This is a genomic window from Elioraea sp. Yellowstone, from assembly GCF_006704265.1.
Taxonomy (GTDB): Bacteria; Pseudomonadota; Alphaproteobacteria; order Acetobacterales; family Acetobacteraceae; genus Elioraea.
The window spans coordinates 1-16,640 of the sequence record NZ_VIKA01000071.1 but is presented as its reverse complement, the minus strand read 5'-3'; the positions used below and the strand labels follow the sequence as shown (position 1 = coordinate 16,640).

The 16,640-nt window shown below is 72.6% G+C and carries 15 protein-coding genes; 3 read left to right on the top strand and 12 right to left on the bottom strand.

Annotation, left to right across the window (positions count from 1 at the left end; all coding sequences use genetic code 11):
* Both FK498_RS11245 and moaB read left to right on the top strand, forming a co-directional pair.
* On the top strand, positions 1 to 1,017 hold a 1,017-nt coding region (locus FK498_RS11245; protein ID WP_141854571.1), incomplete at its 5' end, for a lytic transglycosylase domain-containing protein.
* A 39-nt stretch (positions 1,018 to 1,056) separates the two neighbouring features.
* The gene (gene moaB, locus FK498_RS11240) at positions 1,057 to 1,602 is read left to right on the top strand and encodes a molybdenum cofactor biosynthesis protein B (RefSeq protein ID WP_141854569.1); all 546 of its coding nucleotides are present in this window, start codon (positions 1,057 to 1,059) and stop codon (positions 1,600 to 1,602) included.
* 10 nt (positions 1,603 to 1,612) lie between these two features.
* Here moaB and FK498_RS11235 read toward each other — a convergent pair whose 3' ends face one another.
* The 6 genes from FK498_RS11235 to FK498_RS11210 all read right to left on the bottom strand — a co-directional run bounded on the left by FK498_RS11235 (position 1,613) and on the right by FK498_RS11210 (position 7,025).
* A complete protein-coding gene (locus FK498_RS11235; RefSeq protein ID WP_141854567.1) occupies positions 1,613 to 2,782 on the bottom strand; it encodes a mandelate racemase/muconate lactonizing enzyme family protein in 1,170 nt (389 codons plus the stop codon).
* A gap of 31 nt (positions 2,783 to 2,813) precedes the next feature.
* Positions 2,814 to 3,485, bottom strand: a complete 672-nt coding sequence (locus tag FK498_RS11230; RefSeq protein WP_141854565.1) for an SDR family NAD(P)-dependent oxidoreductase — start codon at positions 3,483 to 3,485, stop codon at positions 2,814 to 2,816.
* Positions 3,485 to 4,453 carry a tripartite tricarboxylate transporter substrate binding protein gene (locus FK498_RS11225; RefSeq protein ID WP_141854563.1) on the bottom strand — a complete coding sequence of 323 codons (969 nt, stop codon included), beginning with the start codon at positions 4,451 to 4,453 and terminating at the stop codon, positions 3,485 to 3,487. Before FK498_RS11225 ends, FK498_RS11230 begins: the two co-directional genes overlap by 1 nt.
* Before the next feature lie 28 nt (positions 4,454 to 4,481).
* Entirely contained in the window at positions 4,482 to 5,429 is a 948-nt protein-coding gene (locus tag FK498_RS11220) for a dihydrodipicolinate synthase family protein (RefSeq protein WP_141854561.1), read from the bottom strand.
* Positions 5,426 to 6,304, bottom strand: a complete 879-nt coding sequence (locus tag FK498_RS11215) for an IclR family transcriptional regulator (RefSeq protein WP_141854575.1) — start codon at positions 6,302 to 6,304, stop codon at positions 5,426 to 5,428. The genes FK498_RS11220 and FK498_RS11215 overlap by 4 nt, the downstream gene beginning before the upstream one ends.
* 61 nt (positions 6,305 to 6,365) lie before the next feature.
* Positions 6,366 to 7,025 (bottom strand): TIGR04283 family arsenosugar biosynthesis glycosyltransferase, encoded by a 660-nt coding sequence (locus tag FK498_RS11210; protein ID WP_141854559.1) that lies wholly within the window; start codon positions 7,023 to 7,025, stop codon positions 6,366 to 6,368.
* A gap of 121 nt (positions 7,026 to 7,146) precedes the next feature.
* On the opposite strand from FK498_RS11210, the gene FK498_RS11205 reads away from it, so the two are divergent.
* On the top strand, positions 7,147 to 8,283 hold the full coding sequence (locus FK498_RS11205; protein WP_141854573.1) for a PA0069 family radical SAM protein: 1,137 nt from the start codon (positions 7,147 to 7,149) through the stop codon (positions 8,281 to 8,283).
* A 114-nt stretch (positions 8,284 to 8,397) separates the two neighbouring features.
* On the opposite strand, the gene trpS is transcribed toward FK498_RS11205, so the two are convergent.
* From trpS to mutS, 6 genes are all read right to left on the bottom strand, one after another.
* Positions 8,398 to 9,411, bottom strand: coding sequence for a tryptophan--tRNA ligase (gene trpS, locus FK498_RS11200; protein ID WP_141854557.1), 1,014 nt, complete (start codon positions 9,409 to 9,411; stop codon positions 8,398 to 8,400).
* A 58-nt stretch (positions 9,412 to 9,469) separates the two neighbouring features.
* Entirely contained in the window at positions 9,470 to 11,014 is a 1,545-nt protein-coding gene (murJ, locus tag FK498_RS11195) for a murein biosynthesis integral membrane protein MurJ (protein ID WP_141854555.1), read from the bottom strand.
* Positions 11,015 to 11,036: 22 nt separating this feature from the next.
* Positions 11,037 to 13,841 (bottom strand): [protein-PII] uridylyltransferase, encoded by a 2,805-nt coding sequence (locus FK498_RS11190; protein ID WP_141854553.1) that lies wholly within the window; start codon positions 13,839 to 13,841, stop codon positions 11,037 to 11,039.
* Positions 13,842 to 13,970: 129 nt separating this feature from the next.
* Complete coding sequence (locus FK498_RS11185; protein WP_141854551.1) at positions 13,971 to 14,576, bottom strand: thiamine pyrophosphate-dependent enzyme; 606 nt, start codon at positions 14,574 to 14,576, stop codon at positions 13,971 to 13,973.
* Complete coding sequence (locus FK498_RS11180; protein ID WP_141854549.1) at positions 14,573 to 15,106, bottom strand: thiamine pyrophosphate-binding protein; 534 nt, start codon at positions 15,104 to 15,106, stop codon at positions 14,573 to 14,575. The genes FK498_RS11185 and FK498_RS11180 overlap by 4 nt, the downstream gene beginning before the upstream one ends.
* Before the next feature lie 51 nt (positions 15,107 to 15,157).
* Positions 15,158 to 16,640, bottom strand: a 1,483-nt coding sequence (gene mutS / locus FK498_RS11175) for a DNA mismatch repair protein MutS (RefSeq protein WP_141854547.1), incomplete at its 5' end; no start/stop codon positions are given.

Here is a 16,640-nt window from a genome sequence, read left to right as displayed (position 1 = left end):
GGTGATGCCGGTGCCGCCGAGATCGGATCGGCCGTGCGCCGCGCCGCCGGCGCGTTCTGGGCAGCCCGCGCCGCGCTCCGCCAGCGCGACCCGCGCGCCTACGTCCCCTGGCTGCTCGAGGCAGCGCAGGCCTCGCGCAGCTTCTACGGCCTGCTCGCGCGCCGCGCCCTCGGCATCCCTGCGGGCTTCGCCTGGGAGCGCGACCTGCTCGGCGAGAACGAGGCGGCGATCCTCGCCGAGACCGCGCAGGGGCTGCGCGCGCTCGCACTCCTGCAGATCGGCCAGGCCGGGCGCGCCGAGGCGGAACTGCGCCGGCTCGCGCCCGCCGCACGCGACAATCCGCCGCTTGCGCGTGCGCTGCTGGTCGTGACGAGCCAGACCGGGATGGCCGAGCTCGCGATGCGCATCGCCCCCCTGGTGGAGAGCCGGGACGGGCGGCCGCGCGACTATGCGCGTTTCCCGCTGCCGAACTGGCGGCCCGACGAGAGCGTGGCCGAGCCGGCGCTGGTGCTCGGCATGGCGCGCGTGGAGAGCAATTTCGACTCGGCCGCGGTCAGCCGGGCGGGTGCGCGCGGCCTCATGCAGATCATGCCGCTCACCGCAAGCTACGTCGCCGGGCGGCCGGAACTCGCCGGGCGGCACCGCCACCGGCTGCACGAGCCCGCGCTCAATCTCGAGATCGGCAGCCGCTACATCGCCTATCTCGCGCGCCATCCGGAGGTGGATGGCGATCTACTCCGCCTGATCGCCGCCTACAATGCCGGCCCAGGCAATCTCGCGCGCTGGAACGGCACGATGGCGCACGGCAACGATCCGCTGCTGTTCCTCGAAACGATTCCGCTGCACGAGACGCGCGCCTACGTGCAGCGCGTGCTGGCCTTCAGCTGGATCTACGCCTCCCGGCTCGGCCGGGCGGCGCCTTCGCTCGACGCTCTCGCCGCCGGCCGCTGGCCGCGCTATCATGGTCCCGAGGAGTTCACCGCCGGCGAAGCCGGAGGCGGGGCGCGGCTGAACTGACGCGCCCCGCCTGCGTCTCGCGGCCCAGGAACCTGGTGCATGGCACGGATCGACGAGAGCCGCCCCTTCCTGCCCGTCAACATCGCCATCCTGACCGTCTCGGATACGCGCACGCCGGCGACCGACACCTCGGGCGACACGCTCGCCGAGCGCATCCAGGGGGCCGGCCACCGCGTGGTGGCACGCGCGCTGGTGCGCGACGAGGTCGAGGCGATCGCCGCGCATCTGGCGGACTGGATCGCCGACCCCGGCATCGACGTGGTGATCTCCACCGGCGGCACCGGCATCACCGGGCGCGACGTCACCCCCGAGGCGTTCGAGCGCGTGGTCGAGAAGCGGATCGAGGGCTTCGGCGAGCTCTTCCGGATGCTGAGCTACCAGAAGATCGGCACCTCGACGATCCAGTCGCGCGCGCTCGGCGGTGTCGCACGCGGGACGTACCTGTTCGCGCTGCCCGGATCGCCCGGCGCCTGCCGCGATGCCTGGGACGACATCCTGCGCTTCCAGCTCGACAGCCGCCACCGCCCCTGCAACCTGGTCGAGCTGATGCCCAGGCTGCAGGAGCACATGCGCGCGGCCGAGTAGCTCGGGCGGATCATTCCGCCAACGCGCGCATCTCCGCGTAGAGATCCGACTTCCCCTCGAAGCCGATCCCCGGCAGATCGGGCAGCGTGACGTAGCCGTCCTCCACCCGCACGCCGTCGGGGAAGCCGCCATAGGGCTGGAAGAGGTCAGGGTAGCTCTCGTTGCCGCCGAGACCCAGCCCCGCGGCGATCATCAGCGACATCTGATGCCCGCCATGCGGGATGCAGCGCCGCCAGGACCAGCCGCATTCCGTGAGCACCGCCAGCGTGCGCTGGTACTCGCACAGTCCGTAGGACAGCGCGCAGTCGAACTGCAGCCAGTCGCGATCCGGACGCATCGCCCCGTAGCGGAGCAGGTTGCGCGCGTCCTGATGGCTGAACAGGTTCTCGCCGGTCGCCATCGGGCCTGGATGGAACTGCGCCAGCGTCGCCTGAAGATGGAAGTCGAGCGGATCGCCCGGCTCCTCGTACCAGAACAGCGGGTAGTCGTTCAGAGCCTTGGCGTAGGCGATCGCGGTCTCGAGGTCGAAGCGCCCGTTCGCATCGACCGCGAGTCGGGCCTTGCCGTCGAGCTCGGCGAGCACCGCCTCGATCCGCGCGCGGTCCTCGGCGAGCGGCGCGCCGCCGATCTTCATCTTCACCACCGTATAGCCGCGGTCGAGATAGCTCCGCATCTCGGCGCGGAGCGCCGTGTTGTCCTTGCCCGGGTAGTAGTAGCCGCCGGCGGCGTAGACGAACACGCGCGGGTCCGGCTCGCGTCCGTGCCGTTCGGCCAACAGGCGGAACAGCGGCTTGCCGGCGATCTTCGCCACCGCATCCCAGATCGCCATGTCGAGCGTGCCGACCGCGACCGAACGCTCGCCGTGCCCGCCCGGCCTCTCGTTCGCCATCATCGCCGCCCAGCAGCGGTCCGGGTCGAGGTTCTCGCCGCTCGCATCGAGCAGCGCGGCGGGATCGGCGTTGAGGAGGCGCGGCGCGAAGCGCTCGCGGATCAGCCCCCCCTGGCCGTAGCGGCCGTTGGAGTTGAAGCCGTAGCCGACGACCCGTCTGCCGTCGCGCACGACGTCGGTGACGACCGCGACCAGCGACGTCGTCATCTGCGAGAAGTCGATATAGGCGTTGCGGATCGCCGAGGCGATCGGCCGCGTGCGTTCCTCGATCGCGACGATGCGCGGGGCCATCGGAGTCTCCATCGCAGTGGGATGTGCCGACTTACAGCGAGGCGCCGCCGCAGACCAGGATCTGCTGGCCGGTGATCGCGCCCGCCTCGGCCGAAAGCAGGAAGGCAGCGAGCGCGGCCACCTCCTCGGCGCGCACGAAGCGGCCGATCGGCGGCAGGCGCGGCGGCAAGGTGGTGCGCGCCGGGTCGGCGAGCATCGGCGTGTCGGTCGCGGCCGGGGCGATCACGTTCACCGTGATGCCGCGCGGCGCGAGTTCTGCCGCCCAGGAGCGCGCGAGCCCGACCAGCGCCGCCTTGGTCGCGGCGTACTGGCTGCGGCCCGCGGCGCCGGCCGAGGTGCGGCTGCCGATCAGGACGATGCGACCGCCCGCGGGCAGGCGTGGGGCGAGCGCGTCGGCCAGCATCGCCGCCGCCTCGACATGCAGGCGCCACATCGCCGCCCCGGCCTCCGCGTCGAGCGCGCCGAGCGGCGCGGCGCGCATCACGCCGGCCGCGTGCACGAGCGCGGTGACATCATCGAGACGATCGAGCAGATCCCGGATCCGCACCGGCTCGGTCAGGTCGAGCTGGTGGTGCGCATAGCCCGCCGCATCGTGCGGCGCCGGGGCGCGATCAAGACCGGTGACGCGCCATCCATCGGCCAGCAGCCGCGTGGCGATCGCCGCGCCGATCCCCGAACTCGCCCCGGTCACCAGCGCATGCATCAGGCCGGCTTGAAGTTCACCGAGGCGAGCAGTTCGCGCGCCCGCTTCTCCTCGGAGACCATGAAGGCGCGGGCCTCCTCGGCCGTCTCGGCCACCGGCTCGACGAGGCGCTGGGTAAGCCAGGCGCGCGTCTCCGGCTCGCGCATCGCCTCCGCCATCAGCGCATTGACGCGGCCCTTGATCTCGGCAGGCGTGCCCCTGGGCGCCCAGATCCCGTACCAGGAGTTGAACACGAAGTCGCCGAGCCCGGCCTCGCGCATGGTCGGCAGATCGGGGGCGAGCTCGGAGCGCTGCGCCGAGGCGATGCCAAGCGCCTTCACGCGGCCGCCGCGTGCGGCCGGCAGCAGCGCGAAGGCCGGGTCGATCAGCAGCTGCACGTTGCCGGCGATCACGTCGGTCAGGGCCGGCTGGGTGCCGCGATAGGGTGCCATCTCGACATTCGCGCCGCTGCGGCGGTTGAACTCGATCGTGGCGAGATGCCCGGCCGAGCCGACCGAGGTGATCGCGAAGGTCCAGTTCCTCGGATCGGCCTTGGCGGCGGCGACCACCTCGGCGATCGTGGTCTGCGGCCGATCGGGGGTCATCACCATCACCAGCGGCGCGACCCCGGTGCGCGCGACCACGTCGAGATCCGCCATCGGATCGAAGGGAAGATTCGGCGTCACCAGGTGCAGCACCACGGTGTTGAAGGCCGAGGCGAGCAGCGTGTAGCCGTCGGGCGCGGACTGCACGACATGGCCGGTGCCGACCACGCCGTTGCCGCCGACGCGGTTCTCCACCACCGCGGTGGCGCCGAGCTTGTCCTGGAGCCGCTGCGCCAGCATCCGGCCCAGCAGGTCGTTCACCGCCCCCGGGGGAAAGGGCACGATGACGCGGATCGGCCGTCCGTGCGGCCAGGCCGCCTGGGCACGAATCGCCGGCGCGGCGAGGGCAGCGGCGCCTGTGGTGAGCAGTGTGCGTCGACGCATGAGGTCGTCTCTCCCTTGGTTGCGATCTTCATTCTGCGGCCGCGCGCGCAAGCACGCCGGCGGCCTCGAGCGCAGCGCGGATCGTCGCGATCTCCGCCGCACTCGGCGCATGGGTCGGCGGGCGTACCGTGTCGCTGCGCAGGATGCCGGCGAGCTTCATCGCCGTCTTCATCCGCGCATGCGCCTCTCCCGTGGGCTCGCCGCCGCCATAGACGGCGTCCTTCACCGGATCGATCCGCGCCTGCACCGCCATCGCGCGCTTCAAGTCCCCGGCCTGCACCGCCGCGAGCAGGTCGTGGATCAGCCCGGGGATCAGCGAGGCGAAGCCGACGAGCGCGCCGTCGATTCCCTGCACCATCGAGGCGAGCAGATACTCGTCGTGGCAGGTGAGCAGGGCGCAGCTGGGGTCGGCGGCGCGGATCGCCTTCAGGTCCGCGGCGTACTTGTTCATCTCGCGCGTGCCGATCTTGAAGGCGTGCACGAAGGGCAGGCGCGCGAGCTCGGCGAGCAGGTCGGAGGGGAACGATGCCTTGGTCCAGGCGGGATAGACGTGCACGACCAGGCCGAGGCCGGTCGCCTCGCCGATCGCGGTGAAGTAGTCGATGACGTGCGCCGGGCGGAAGCCGAAGCGCAGCCAGTGGTGCGGCGGCATGATGTCGAGCGCCTGCGCGCCCGCCTCCTTCGCCGCGACCGCCTGCTCGACCGCGTCGCGGATCCCTTCGCAGACGATCGAGGAGATCACCGGGCAGAGCCCCCGCGTCGCCTCGGCGGCGATGCGCGTCACCTCGATGCGCTCGCGCGGGGTGAGCGAGAACACCTCGCCGGTATGGCCGTTGGTCATCAGCGCGACGATGCCGGGCTGGCGGGCGAGCCAGCGCGCGAAGCGGGCGAGCTCCTCCGCGTCGATCGCGTGGTCGTCGCGGAACGGGCAGGCGATCGCGGGGATGATGCCGCGATAGGCGAGGCGCGGGGTCATGGACGGTGTCTCCTGGTCGGCGTCGGTTCGGCAAGCGGCGGGCGCGCGGGGGCGGCCGTCCCGCCGGCGGCCTCGAGGCCGCGCGAGAGGGCGCGCGCGGCCGCAATCAGGGGCGGGCCGGCCTGGCGCAGATAGTCCTCGGCGCTCATGCGCAGCGCCGGCGCGGCGACGCTGATGCCGCCGAGCGGCACGCCGTCGGCGTCCAGCAGCGGGCAGGCGAGCACGCGCAGGCCGGGCACGGTCTCCTGGTCGGAGAGGGCGATGCCGTCCGCGCGCACGCGCTCGAGGATCGCGAGCAGGGCCGCGCGGTCGGTGACGGTCGCCTCGGTCAGCTTCTCGCGCGGGCGCGCCTCGAGCACGGCGAGCTGGGTCTCGCGCGGCAGGAAGGCCAGGATCGCGCGGCCGATCGCGGAGGAATAGACCGGCACACGGCTGCCGATCCGCACATCGACGCCGAGCCGCGCGATTCCGGCCTGGATGCGCTCGACATAGACGACGTCCGCGCCGTCGAGCACGCCGATCGAGGCCGCCTCGTTCAGCGCGCCGACGAGGTCGCGCAGGATCGGCCGCGCCAGCATGCGCAGATCCGCGCGCGCGATCGCATTGAAGCCGAGATCGAGGCAGCGCAGCGTCAGGCGGAAGCGTCGCGTGCCGGGCACGCGCGCGACGTAGCCGAGCATCACCAGCGTGTTGAGGAAGCGGAAGGCGGTGGCGTTGTCGATGCCGGCTGCGCGGGCGACCTCGGCAAGGGTGAGTTCGTCGCGCTCGGCGGTGAAGGCATGCAGCACCGCGAAGCCCTTGGCGAGCGAGCGGACGAGGTTCTTCTCGGCAGGGTCTGCAGCGGAGTTCGGAATGCGAACTTTTGTTTGTGCCATGCCCACGCTTAACGCCGCTCCCCATGCGCGTCAAGTCCGTCGCGCGGCAGGAACGACAGCGTCAGTAGAAGCGGACGAGCACGCGCGGGGGCACGCCGGCGAACCACAGCGCAAGGAGCGCGAGGTTGCGCGCCGAGCGGCGGAGATACCCGTCGCGCCGGTAGCGCGCCGCCGAGGTCAGCGCGTCGGCGGGCAGCGGGGCGAGCCGCGCGCGGCCGAGCCGGCGCACCAGATCCACGTCCTCCATCAGCGGCAGCGGGCGGATTCCCCCCACCGCGTCGAGCAGCGCGCGCGCGACCAGGAGGCCCTGGTCGCCATAGGGCAGGCCGAGCGCGCGGCAGCGCCAGGCGACCGCGCGCTCGAGCCGGCGTGCCGCCGGCGCTCCGTCGTCGATGCGCAGGCGGAAGTAGCCGGCGCGATCGGGTGCGGCGGCGATGTGCGCCGCCGCCGCCTCGGCCCAGTCGGGACCGAGGCGCGTATCCGCGTGCAGCAGCAGGAGCCATGGCCCTCGTGCCGCCGCGACCCCGGCGGCGAGCTGGCTGCCCCGCCCGCGCGGCGCGGCGATCAGCCGGCAGCCGCGCGCGACCGCGATCGCCGCGGTGGCGTCGGTCGAGCCGCCATCGACGACGATCACCTCGCGCGGCGCCCGACCCAGCGCGTCGAGCGTCGCCGGCAGGGTCGCGGCCGCGTTCAGCGCCGGGATGACGACCGAAAGATCCATGGGGTTCTCAGCCTGCCGCAGACGATGCGGACCTGCGATACCGGAAACCGCAAGAGTTCTTGTTTTGTTCTTGACGACCCCCTGGGCCCCGGCGCACCATTCGTGCCACGGAGGGACCATGATGGACGACTTGGCGCTGGTCGACCGGCCCGACACCGCCGCCGCGACCCCCACCCTGACCGCCGGCCCGCGCAAGGGCCGCGGCGCGATCGGCAACCCCGCCTGCCGCTACGACCGCATCCGGAGCGAACCGGTCGATGACGGCTGGGGCACGCTGGAGGACGAGCTCGCCGAGCCGCCCCCGCTCGCGACCACGCTGACGCGCGACGCCACGCGCAGCATCATCGCCTGGAACGACAGCCCCGATATCGGCTTCGACAGGGCGGTGAACCCCTATCGCGGCTGCGAGCACGGCTGCGTCTACTGCTATGCCCGGCCGAGCCATGCGTATCTCGGCCTGTCCCCCGGGCTCGATTTCGAGACCAGGCTCCTGTTCAAGCCGGAGGCTGCGACACTGCTGGCGAAGGAGATCGGCAAGCCCGGCTACGTGCCGCGCCCGATCGCGCTCGGCTCGAACACCGATCCCTACCAGCCGGTCGAGCGCCAGCTCCGCCTCACGCGCGCGATCCTCGAGGTCCTGGCCGAGGCGGCGCATCCCTGCACGATCGTCACCAAGTCGGCGCTGGTGCTGCGCGACCTCGACCTGCTGACCGGGATGGCGTCGCGCCGGCTGGTGCGGGTGTGCATCTCCGTCACCACGCTCGACCGGCGGCTCGCGCGCGTGATGGAGCCGCGCGCCGCCACGCCGGCGCGGCGGCTGCAGGCGATCGAGGCGCTGTCCCGCGCCGGCGTGCCCACGGCGGTGCTCGCCGCGCCGATGATCCCCGGGCTGAACGACGCCGAGATGGAGCGGATCCTCGCCGCCGCCGCACGCGCCGGCGCGACTGCGGCCGGCTACGTGCTGCTGCGCCTGCCGCACGAGCTGCGCGCGCTGTTCACCGAGTGGCTCGAGGCGCACTATCCCGAACGGGCGGCGCATGTGCTGTCCCTGGTCCGCCAGACCCGCGGCGGGGCGCTGAACGATCCGCGCTTCGGCAGCCGGTTCCGGGGCGTCGGCGTCTATGCCGACATGCTGGCGCGGCGCTTCGCGGTCGCCGCGCGCCGGCTCGGGCTCGATGAGCCAATGGCGGGTCTCGACTGCTCGCGCTTCGCACCGCCGCGCCGGCGCGAGGAGGAGCGGCAGCTCGCGCTGCTGTAGGGAAGGGGCGCAAGGCAACGCTTGCCTCCCGCCCCCCAGCGAGGGGCCCGCGTCGCGACCCGCGGGAGCGACGCCTTCCTGGGGGGCGCGGGGGGCCTTGCGGCCCCCCGGCCCCTATACTCTGACGAACCCGACCGTCTCCTCGACCTCCGCCAGCACCGGCGCGGCGAGCGCGCGCGCCCGTTCGGCGCCTCGGCGCAGGATCGCCTCGACCGTCCCGGGATCCGCCGTCAGCCGCCGCATCTCGGCGGCGATCGGGCTGAGATTCGCCACCAGCAGATCCGTCAGCGCCGCCTTGAAGGCGCTGAACGGCTTGCCGCCATGCTCGGCCAGGACGGCGTCGTGGTGCATGTCGGTCAGCGCGGCGTAGATGCCCACCAGGTTGCGCGCCTCCGGCCGCCCCTCCAGCCCCGCCGCGTCATGCGGCAGGGGCTCCGGATCGGTCTTCGCGCGCCGCACTTTGAGGGCGATCGCATCCGCATCGTCGGTGAGATTGATCCGCGACTGGTCGGAAGCGTCCGACTTGCTCATCTTCTTGGTGCCGTCACGCAACGACATCACGCGCGCCGCGGGGCCGAGGATCAGCGGCTCGATCATCGGGAACACCGCGCGGCCGAAATCGTGGTTGAACTTCTGCGCGATGTCGTTGGCGAGCTCGAGATGCTGCTTCTGGTCCTCGCCCACCGGCACGCGCGTCGCCTTGTAGAGCAGGATGTCGGCCGCCATCAGGTTCGGATAGGCGTAGAGCCCGACCGAGGCGTTCTCGCGGTCCTTGCCGGCCTTCTCCTTGAACTGCGTCATCCGGTTGAGCCAGCCGATGCGGGCGACGCAGTTGAAGATCCAGGCGAGCTGCGCGTGTCCCGGCACGGCCGACTGGTTGAACACGATGTGCTTCTCGGCGTCGATGCCGCAGGCGATCATCGCCGCGGCGACCTCCAGCGTGGCGCGATGCAGCTCGCGGGGCTCCTGCCAGATCGTGATCGCGTGCATGTCCACCACGCAGAAGATGCACTCGTGGTCGTGCTGCAGCTTCACCCAGTTGCGCAGCGCGCCGAGATAGTTGCCCAGATGCAGGTTGCCGGTCGGCTGCACGCCGGAGAAGATGCGCGGGAGCGGGGCGGTCGCCATGGATCGGTCCTTGTGGAGGGGATCGGGGGCGGCGTGATCGGACGGGACGGCGCCGCGGTCAAGCCCGGCGCCGCCTCAGGTAGCCGCGCAGCTCGCGCGGATCGGCCACGCGCAGCGCGAGCGCCGCGCCGGCGAACACCGCACCCGCGACCGCCAGCAGCGCCGCCAGCGCGCCCCAGCGATAGCCCTGGACCTGGAACAGCGCGTCGAAGATCGCCGCCTGGGCCGCCCAGACCGCCGCACCCATGACCGCGGCGGCCGCGACCAGCCGCGGCACGAAACGCCCGAGCCGGCCATCCGGCACGAGCCGGCCCTGCCGCCACAGCCACGCCCCGAGCGCGCCCGCGTTCACCCAGCCCGTGATCGCGGTCGCCATGGCGACGCCGACATGGCCGAACGGGCCGATCAGCGCCAGGCAGAGCGCGATGTTCAGCGCCACGCAGCCGACCGCGACCTTCACCGGGCTCGCCGTGTCGCCGCGCGCGAAGAAGCCGGGCGCGAACACCTTCGCGAGCACATAGCCCGGCAGGCCGACGGCATAGGCCGCAAGCGCCGCCGCGGTGGCCGCCACGTCGTCCGCCCCGAAGGCACCGCGTCCGAACAGCACGTGCACGATCGGCCAGGCGGCGACCGCGAGACCGACCGCCGCCGGCACGGTGAGCAGCAGCGCGAACTCGATCGCGCGGTTCTGCGTGGCGAGCGCGGCCGTGGCGTTGCCGGCGCGCACCTGGCGCGACAGCGCCGGCAGGAGCGCGGTGCCGACCGCCGTGCCGAGCACGCCGAGCGGCAACTGGTTCACCCGGTCGGCGTAGTAGAGGAACGCGATCGCCCCCTGGGGCAGGAACGAGGCGATGATCACGTCGACCATCAGGTTGATCTGCGTCACTCCGGCGCCGATCGCCCCAGGCCCCATGCGCCGCAGCAGCAGCCGGACCTCGGGCGTCAGCCGCGGCAGAGGCAGGCGCAGCGGCAGCCCCGCTGCAGCCACCGCCCAGGACAGCAGCAGGAACTGGCAGAGCCCCGCCGCGGCCACGCCCCACGCGAGCCCGTGTGCTGCCGGCAGCGCGAGGACCGGCGCGAGCACGAGTCCGCCGATCAGCGCGACATTGAACAGCACCGGCGCGGCCGCCGCGGCGGCGAAGCGATCGAGCCCGTTCAGCACGCCCGAGAACAGCGCCACCAGGCAGATCAGCATCAGGTAGGGGAAGGTGATGCGGGCAAGCTCGACGGCCAGCGCGAACCGTTCCGGGTCATTGCGGAAACCGGGTGCCAGCAGGCCCATCGCCTGGGGCATGAACAGGATCGCGAGGACCGTCAGCGCCGCAAGCGAGACCAGCAGCACCGCGAGCGCGCCTTCCGCCACCCGGCGCGCCTGTTCGCGTCCTTCCGCGGCCAGCGCGCCGGTGAAGAGCGGCACGAAGGCCGCCGAGAACGCGCCCTCGCCGAACAGGCGGCGGAAGAAGTTGGGCAGCTTCAGCGCGACGAAGAACGCATCCGCCGCCGGGCCGGCGCCGAGCGCGGCGGCGATCAGGATGTCGCGCAGGAAGCCGAGCACCCGACTGGCCGCGGTCCAGCCGCCGACCGTCAGGACATTGCGGATCATGCGCCGATGCGGCCGAGCCGGTTCAGGCCGCTTCCGACTGGGCGCCGGAGGAGGCGGCCCCCTGCGCCTCGAGCGCGGCGAGCAGCGCCTCCTTCAGGCTTGCAAGCTTGCGCTCGTTCTCGATCTTCAGCCCGAACACGTCCTTGACGTAGAACACGTCGACCGCGCGCACGCCGTAGGTGGTGATGTGCGCCGAGGCGATCTGGATCCCCTGCTCGCTCATCGCCGCGGTGACGTCGTGCAGCAGGCCCGGCCGGTCGCGCCCGTTCACCTCCACCACGGTGTGGGTCGCGGAGGCGTGGTTGTCAATCACCACGCGCGGCGGCACGTGGATCGCGCGCGTGCGCGGGAAAGGCGGGCGGGACTTGCGGATCTCCTCGGCGATGCGCAGCCGGCCTGAGAGCGCCTGCTCGATCAGCACGCTCATGCGTGCCAGACGGTGCGGGGCGTCGAAGGCGCCGCCGGCGGCGTCCTGGATCCAGAACGTGTCGAGCGCCATGCCGTTGGTCATGGTGTGGATGCGCGCATCCACGATCGAGGCGCCGGCGACCGCGAGCGCGCCCGCGATCTTGCTGAACAGGCCCGGATGGTCGGCGGTATAGACGGTCACCTCGGTCACGCCACGATCGGCCAGCACGACGGTCTTGATCGAGAGCGCCTGGCCGGCCGCCTCGGCGTCGCGGATCAGCCGCGCGTGGCGCAGATGCGTCGCCGGATCGAAGCCGAGCCAGTAGGCCGGGTAGCCGAGGGCGAGGAAGGCGTCCCGGTCGGCCTCGGCCCAGCCTTCCGCCTCGAGCGCGGCCGCGGCGGCCTGCCGCGCGCGCGCCACGCGCGTGTCGCGCTCGGGCACGTTCAGCCCGCCCGCCAGCACCTCGGCCACGCGCCAGTAGATCTCGCGCAACAGCGTGGCCTTCCAGTTGTTCCAGATCTTCGCCGAGACCGCGCGCATGTCGGCCACCGTCAGCGCCATCAGCAGCCTGAGCCGCTCCGGGCTCTGCACGAGTTCGGCAAGGTCGAGGATCGTCTTCGGATCGTCGATGTCGCGCTTGAAGGCGGTCTGGCTCAGCACGAGGTGGTGCAGGACGAGCCAGGACACGGTCTCGGTCTCCTCGGCCGACAGGCCGAGCCTGGGCCCGAGCTCCTGCGCGATCCGGGCGCCGATCTCGGAATGATCCCCGCCGCGGCCCTTCGCGATGTCATGCAGCAGCATCGCGACATAGAGGGCGCGGCGCGACTGCACCTGGCCGATCAGCGCCGTCGCCACCGGCGCGACGCCCGCCAGCTCGCCCTGCTCGAGCTCGTTCAGCACGCGCACCGCCTCGATCGTGTGCTCGTCGACCGTGAACACGTGGTAGGTGTCGAACTGCATCTGGCCGACCACGCGCGCCCAGTCCGGGATGAAGCGGCCGAGGATGCCGGCGAGGTTCATCACCTTCAGCCACTGCGCGCTGTCGGCCTTGGGCGAGGCGACGAGATCGAGGAAGGCCGCGTTCGCCTCCCGGTCGTCGCGCAGCCGGGCAGCGAGCCGCGCATGCTGCACGAGCGCGCGCAGGGTCAGGGGATGAAGCTCGCGCCCGCTGTCGCGCGCGGCCTGCAGCACGCGGAACAACAGGATCGGCTCGGCGGCGAAGCTGCGTCCGGGCGCCAGCACCAGCTTGCCCGCCTCGAGCGCGAAGCCGCGCGCGGCGAGCGCCGCCGGCGCGTCGGGCGTGACCGCCGGCTGGCCGAGCGCGAGCCGCTCCACCACCGGCTCGATGGTGAGCGTCAGCCGGCGCACCTCGCGCGCCGTCAGGAAGTAGTGCTTCATGAAGCGCTCCACCCCCTGCACCGCGCCGTGGCGCGTGTAGCCCATCGCCGCGCCGATCACCGGCTGGAGGTCGAAGGTGAGCCGCTCCTCGGCCCGGCCGGTGGTGTAGTGCAGGTGAAAGCGGACCGACCAGAGGAACTCGGCGGCGCGGCGCCAGGCGCGCAGCTCCGCCTCGTCCAGCAGCGGGCCGCCCGGCAGGGCTGGGTCGGCGGCGTCCTCGAACCGCGTCACGCCGCGCACCAGGCGGATCATCCAGAACAGGGTCTGGAGGTCCCGAAGCCCGCCCCTGCCGTCCTTCACGTTCGGTTCGAGCAGGAAGGCGGAATCGCCGTATTTCTGCTGCCGTTCGGCACGCTCGGCGCGCTTGGCGGCGAAGAAGGCGGCCGCGCCGTGCTGCACGAGATCGGCGCGGAAGCGCTCGGCGAAGCCGTCGAACACGGCGCGGTCCCCGGCGAGGAAGCGGGCGTCGAGCAGCGAGGTGCGCACGGTGTGGTCGGCGCGCGCCTGGGCGATGCACTCGTCGATCGAGCGCGTCGCGTGGCCGACCTTCAGGCCGAGATCCCACAGGAAGTAGAGCATGAACTCCACCACCTGCTCGGTGCGCGGCGGCTCCTTCCAGGGTGTCAGAAACAGGAGGTCGAGGTCGGAGAAGGGTGCGAGCACGCCGCGCCCGAACCCGCCCGTGGCGGCGAGCGCCAGCGCCTCGCCGGCGGATTCCACGCCGGGGGGGAACACGGTGCGCGTGGTCCAGGCGTGCAGCAGCCGCACCACCTCGTCCATGCGTGCGGCGAGCAGGCGCGCCGCCTCGAGCCCGGACAGCCCGGCCTCGAAGCGCGCCTTGGTGTCGGCCTGGATACGGCCGAGATGGCGGCGAAACAGGGCGAGGGCGAGGTCGCGCGGGGGGTTGGCGCCGTCGCGCGGCAGCGCCGCGAGCTCCGCGGCCAGCGTCTCGCCCCACGCCGGCGGGGCCGCCACACCCCGTCCGGCGGCGGAGGGCAGCCCGCCGACAGCTTGGTCCATGCATCAGTGTAGACGCATTTCGCACGCGCGAAGAAGAGGGGACCACGCAGCGGCGCGGCGATCTGGCCAGACCGCCACGCAGGGCGCATGCCCGCCTACCCGGGCATGCGCAGCCGCTCAGGCTTCCCGCTAGCTCCGGCTGCCGATCCCGCGCATGAAGGCGTCGCGGATGCGCACCGGATCGCGCTCGGTCTGCGTCACGGCCGGCTTGTCGTCGATCCGCGCGGCGATGAACCACGGCCCGGGCGCGCCGAGCGCGCGCGCGGCGAGCGCCTCGAACTCGGCCTCGTCGGCGGCCCAGTGGCTCTCGACGATGCCAGAGGCGCGCGCGATCGCGACCAGGTCGGTGCGCGCGGCCGCCGCCGGCGTCTTCTGCCCGCCCGTAATCTGGTAGATGCCGTTGTCCCAGACCACGATCACGAGGTTGCGCGGCGCGCGGGCAGCCACGGTGGCAAGGCAGCCGAGCTGCATCAGCAGCGACCCGTCGCCCTCGAGGGCGATCACGGTGCGGTGCGGCTGGGCGATCGCGACGCCGAGCGCGATCGGCACCGCGAGCCCCATGCTGCCCAGCATGTAGAAGTTCTCGGGACGCCGTCCGGCCGCCCAGAGGTCGAAATTGGCGTTGCCGATCCCGCCGATCACCGCCTCGTCGGTGAGTTTCGCGACCAGCAGCTTGGTCAGCTCGAAGCGGTTCATCACCTTGGCGTTGTGCCGGGTGTCGATCGTGGCACTCATGCCGAGAACGCCTTTCCGCCGGTGAGCAGCGGCGAGAGGATCAGGCAGGCGGGCGCCTGTGTGGCGATCGCCTGGCGGATCGTGCGGTCGACCACGAACTCGGTCTCGTCGAGCCGCGTGATGGTGTGGTGCTCGATGCCGAGCGCCGAGAGCACCGGGCGCATGGTGCGGCAGACCATCGCCTGGCCCAGGTTGAACTCGCCGAGCGTGCCGCGCTCCGAGACCATCATCAGCAGCGGGATCTGGCAGGCGCAGGCGAGTGAGGCGAGCACGTTCGGCAGCGTGGCGAAGCCCGAGGTCTGCATCAGCACGATGCCGCGCATCCCGCCCATCCAGGCGCCGGCGACGATGCCGACCGCCTCCTCCTCGCGCGCGGTCGGGAAGGCGGTGAAGAACGGATCAGCCTCAACGGCGCGGATCAGCGGCGTGAGGACTCGGTCGGGCACGTAGGGTACGAGGCGGACGTCGTTGCGTCGCAGGGTCTCCACGACGATGTCGTGCCAGGTCGTCGCGCCTCCCGCGCCCGCCATTCCATCCCTCCGCTGTTGCTGCACCGTTGTCGCGCGGCAATCGGGCGGCGTCTAGACCATGCCCTTCAGCCGCACGAGCAGCGCATGCGCCTCGCGCGGGCTCAAGGCGTCCGGGTCGGTCTCGGCGAGCACGCGGCGGAGCTCGTCGGCCGGTTCGGCGCGCCCCCGCGGCGCGGCGGCGAAGAGCGGCATCTCCTCGGCGAGCGGCGCAAGCCCCCGCGCGCGCTCCTCCAGCGCCGCGAGCACCGTGCCGGCACGCGCGATCACCTCGCGCGGCACACCGGCGAGCTTCGCCACATGCAGCCCATAGGAGCGGTCGGCCGCGCCCTCGGCGACCGCGTGCAGGAACACGACCTCGCCCCGCCACTCCTTCACCCGCAGATGCGCGAGGCGGAGTTCCGGCAGGCGGGGCCCGAGCGCGGTCAGTTCGTGGAAATGGGTCGCGAACAGCGCCCGGCAGCGGAGGCGGTCGTGCAGCGCTTCCAGCACCGCCCAGGCCAGAGCGAGCCCGTCCCAGGTCGCCGTGCCGCGGCCGATCTCGTCGAGGATGACGAGGCTCCTTGGCGTCGCCTGGTTCAGGATCGCGGCGGTCTCGACCATCTCGACCATGAAGGTGGAGCGGCCGCGCGCGAGATCATCCGACGCACCGACGCGGCTGAACAGCCGATCGACGATGCCGATGCGCGCGCGCCGCGCAGGCACGAACAGCCCCGCCTGGGCGAGGATGGCGAGGATCGCGGCCTGGCGCAGGAAGGTGGACTTGCCGGCCATGTTCGGCCCCGTCACCAGCCAGAGCCGCCCGCCCGGCGAGAGATCGACGCCGTTGGCGACATAGGAGCCGCCCGCGCGCCGCACCGCGGCCTCGACCACCGGATGCCGCCCCTCCTCCACCGCGAAGGCCGTGCCCTCCTCGATCTCCGGGCGTGTCCAGGCCTCCGCCTCGGCCAGCACGGCGGTAGCGGCGGCGACGTCGAGGCTGGCGAGCGCCTCGGCGCAGGCGGCGATCGCGCCGTCCTCGGCCTGCACGGCGGCGGTCAGCTCGGCGAGGATCGCCGCCTCGCGGGCATCGGCCTCCGCTGCCGCCTCGAGGATACGGCGGTCGAGCGCGGCCAGCGCATCCGTCACGAACCGCATCGTTCCGGCCATGGTCTGGCGGTGCGTGAAGCCGGGCAGCGCAGCAGGCGGGGCGTCGCGCAGGCGCAGCCCGGCGGCCTCCGGCACCTCGATGAAGTAGCCGAGCTGGGCGGTGTGGCGGATCTTCAGGTTGGGCACGCCGGTGGCGGTCCGCGCCTCGGCCTCCATGGCCGCGACCACGCGGCGGGAGTCGTCACGCAGGGCGCGTGCCGCATCGAGCGCGGCATCGAAGCCGGAGGCGATCGCGCCCGGCTCGCCCGCGCGCGCGGGCGGCCGGTCGGCGAGCGCGCGGGCCAGACGCTCGGCCGTTGCCGGAGCGGGATCGCGCGCGGCCTGGGCCGAGGGTCTTATACACAACTGACGGTGCCGACGATGAGGAGAGTGTAGCTCTCGGTGGTGG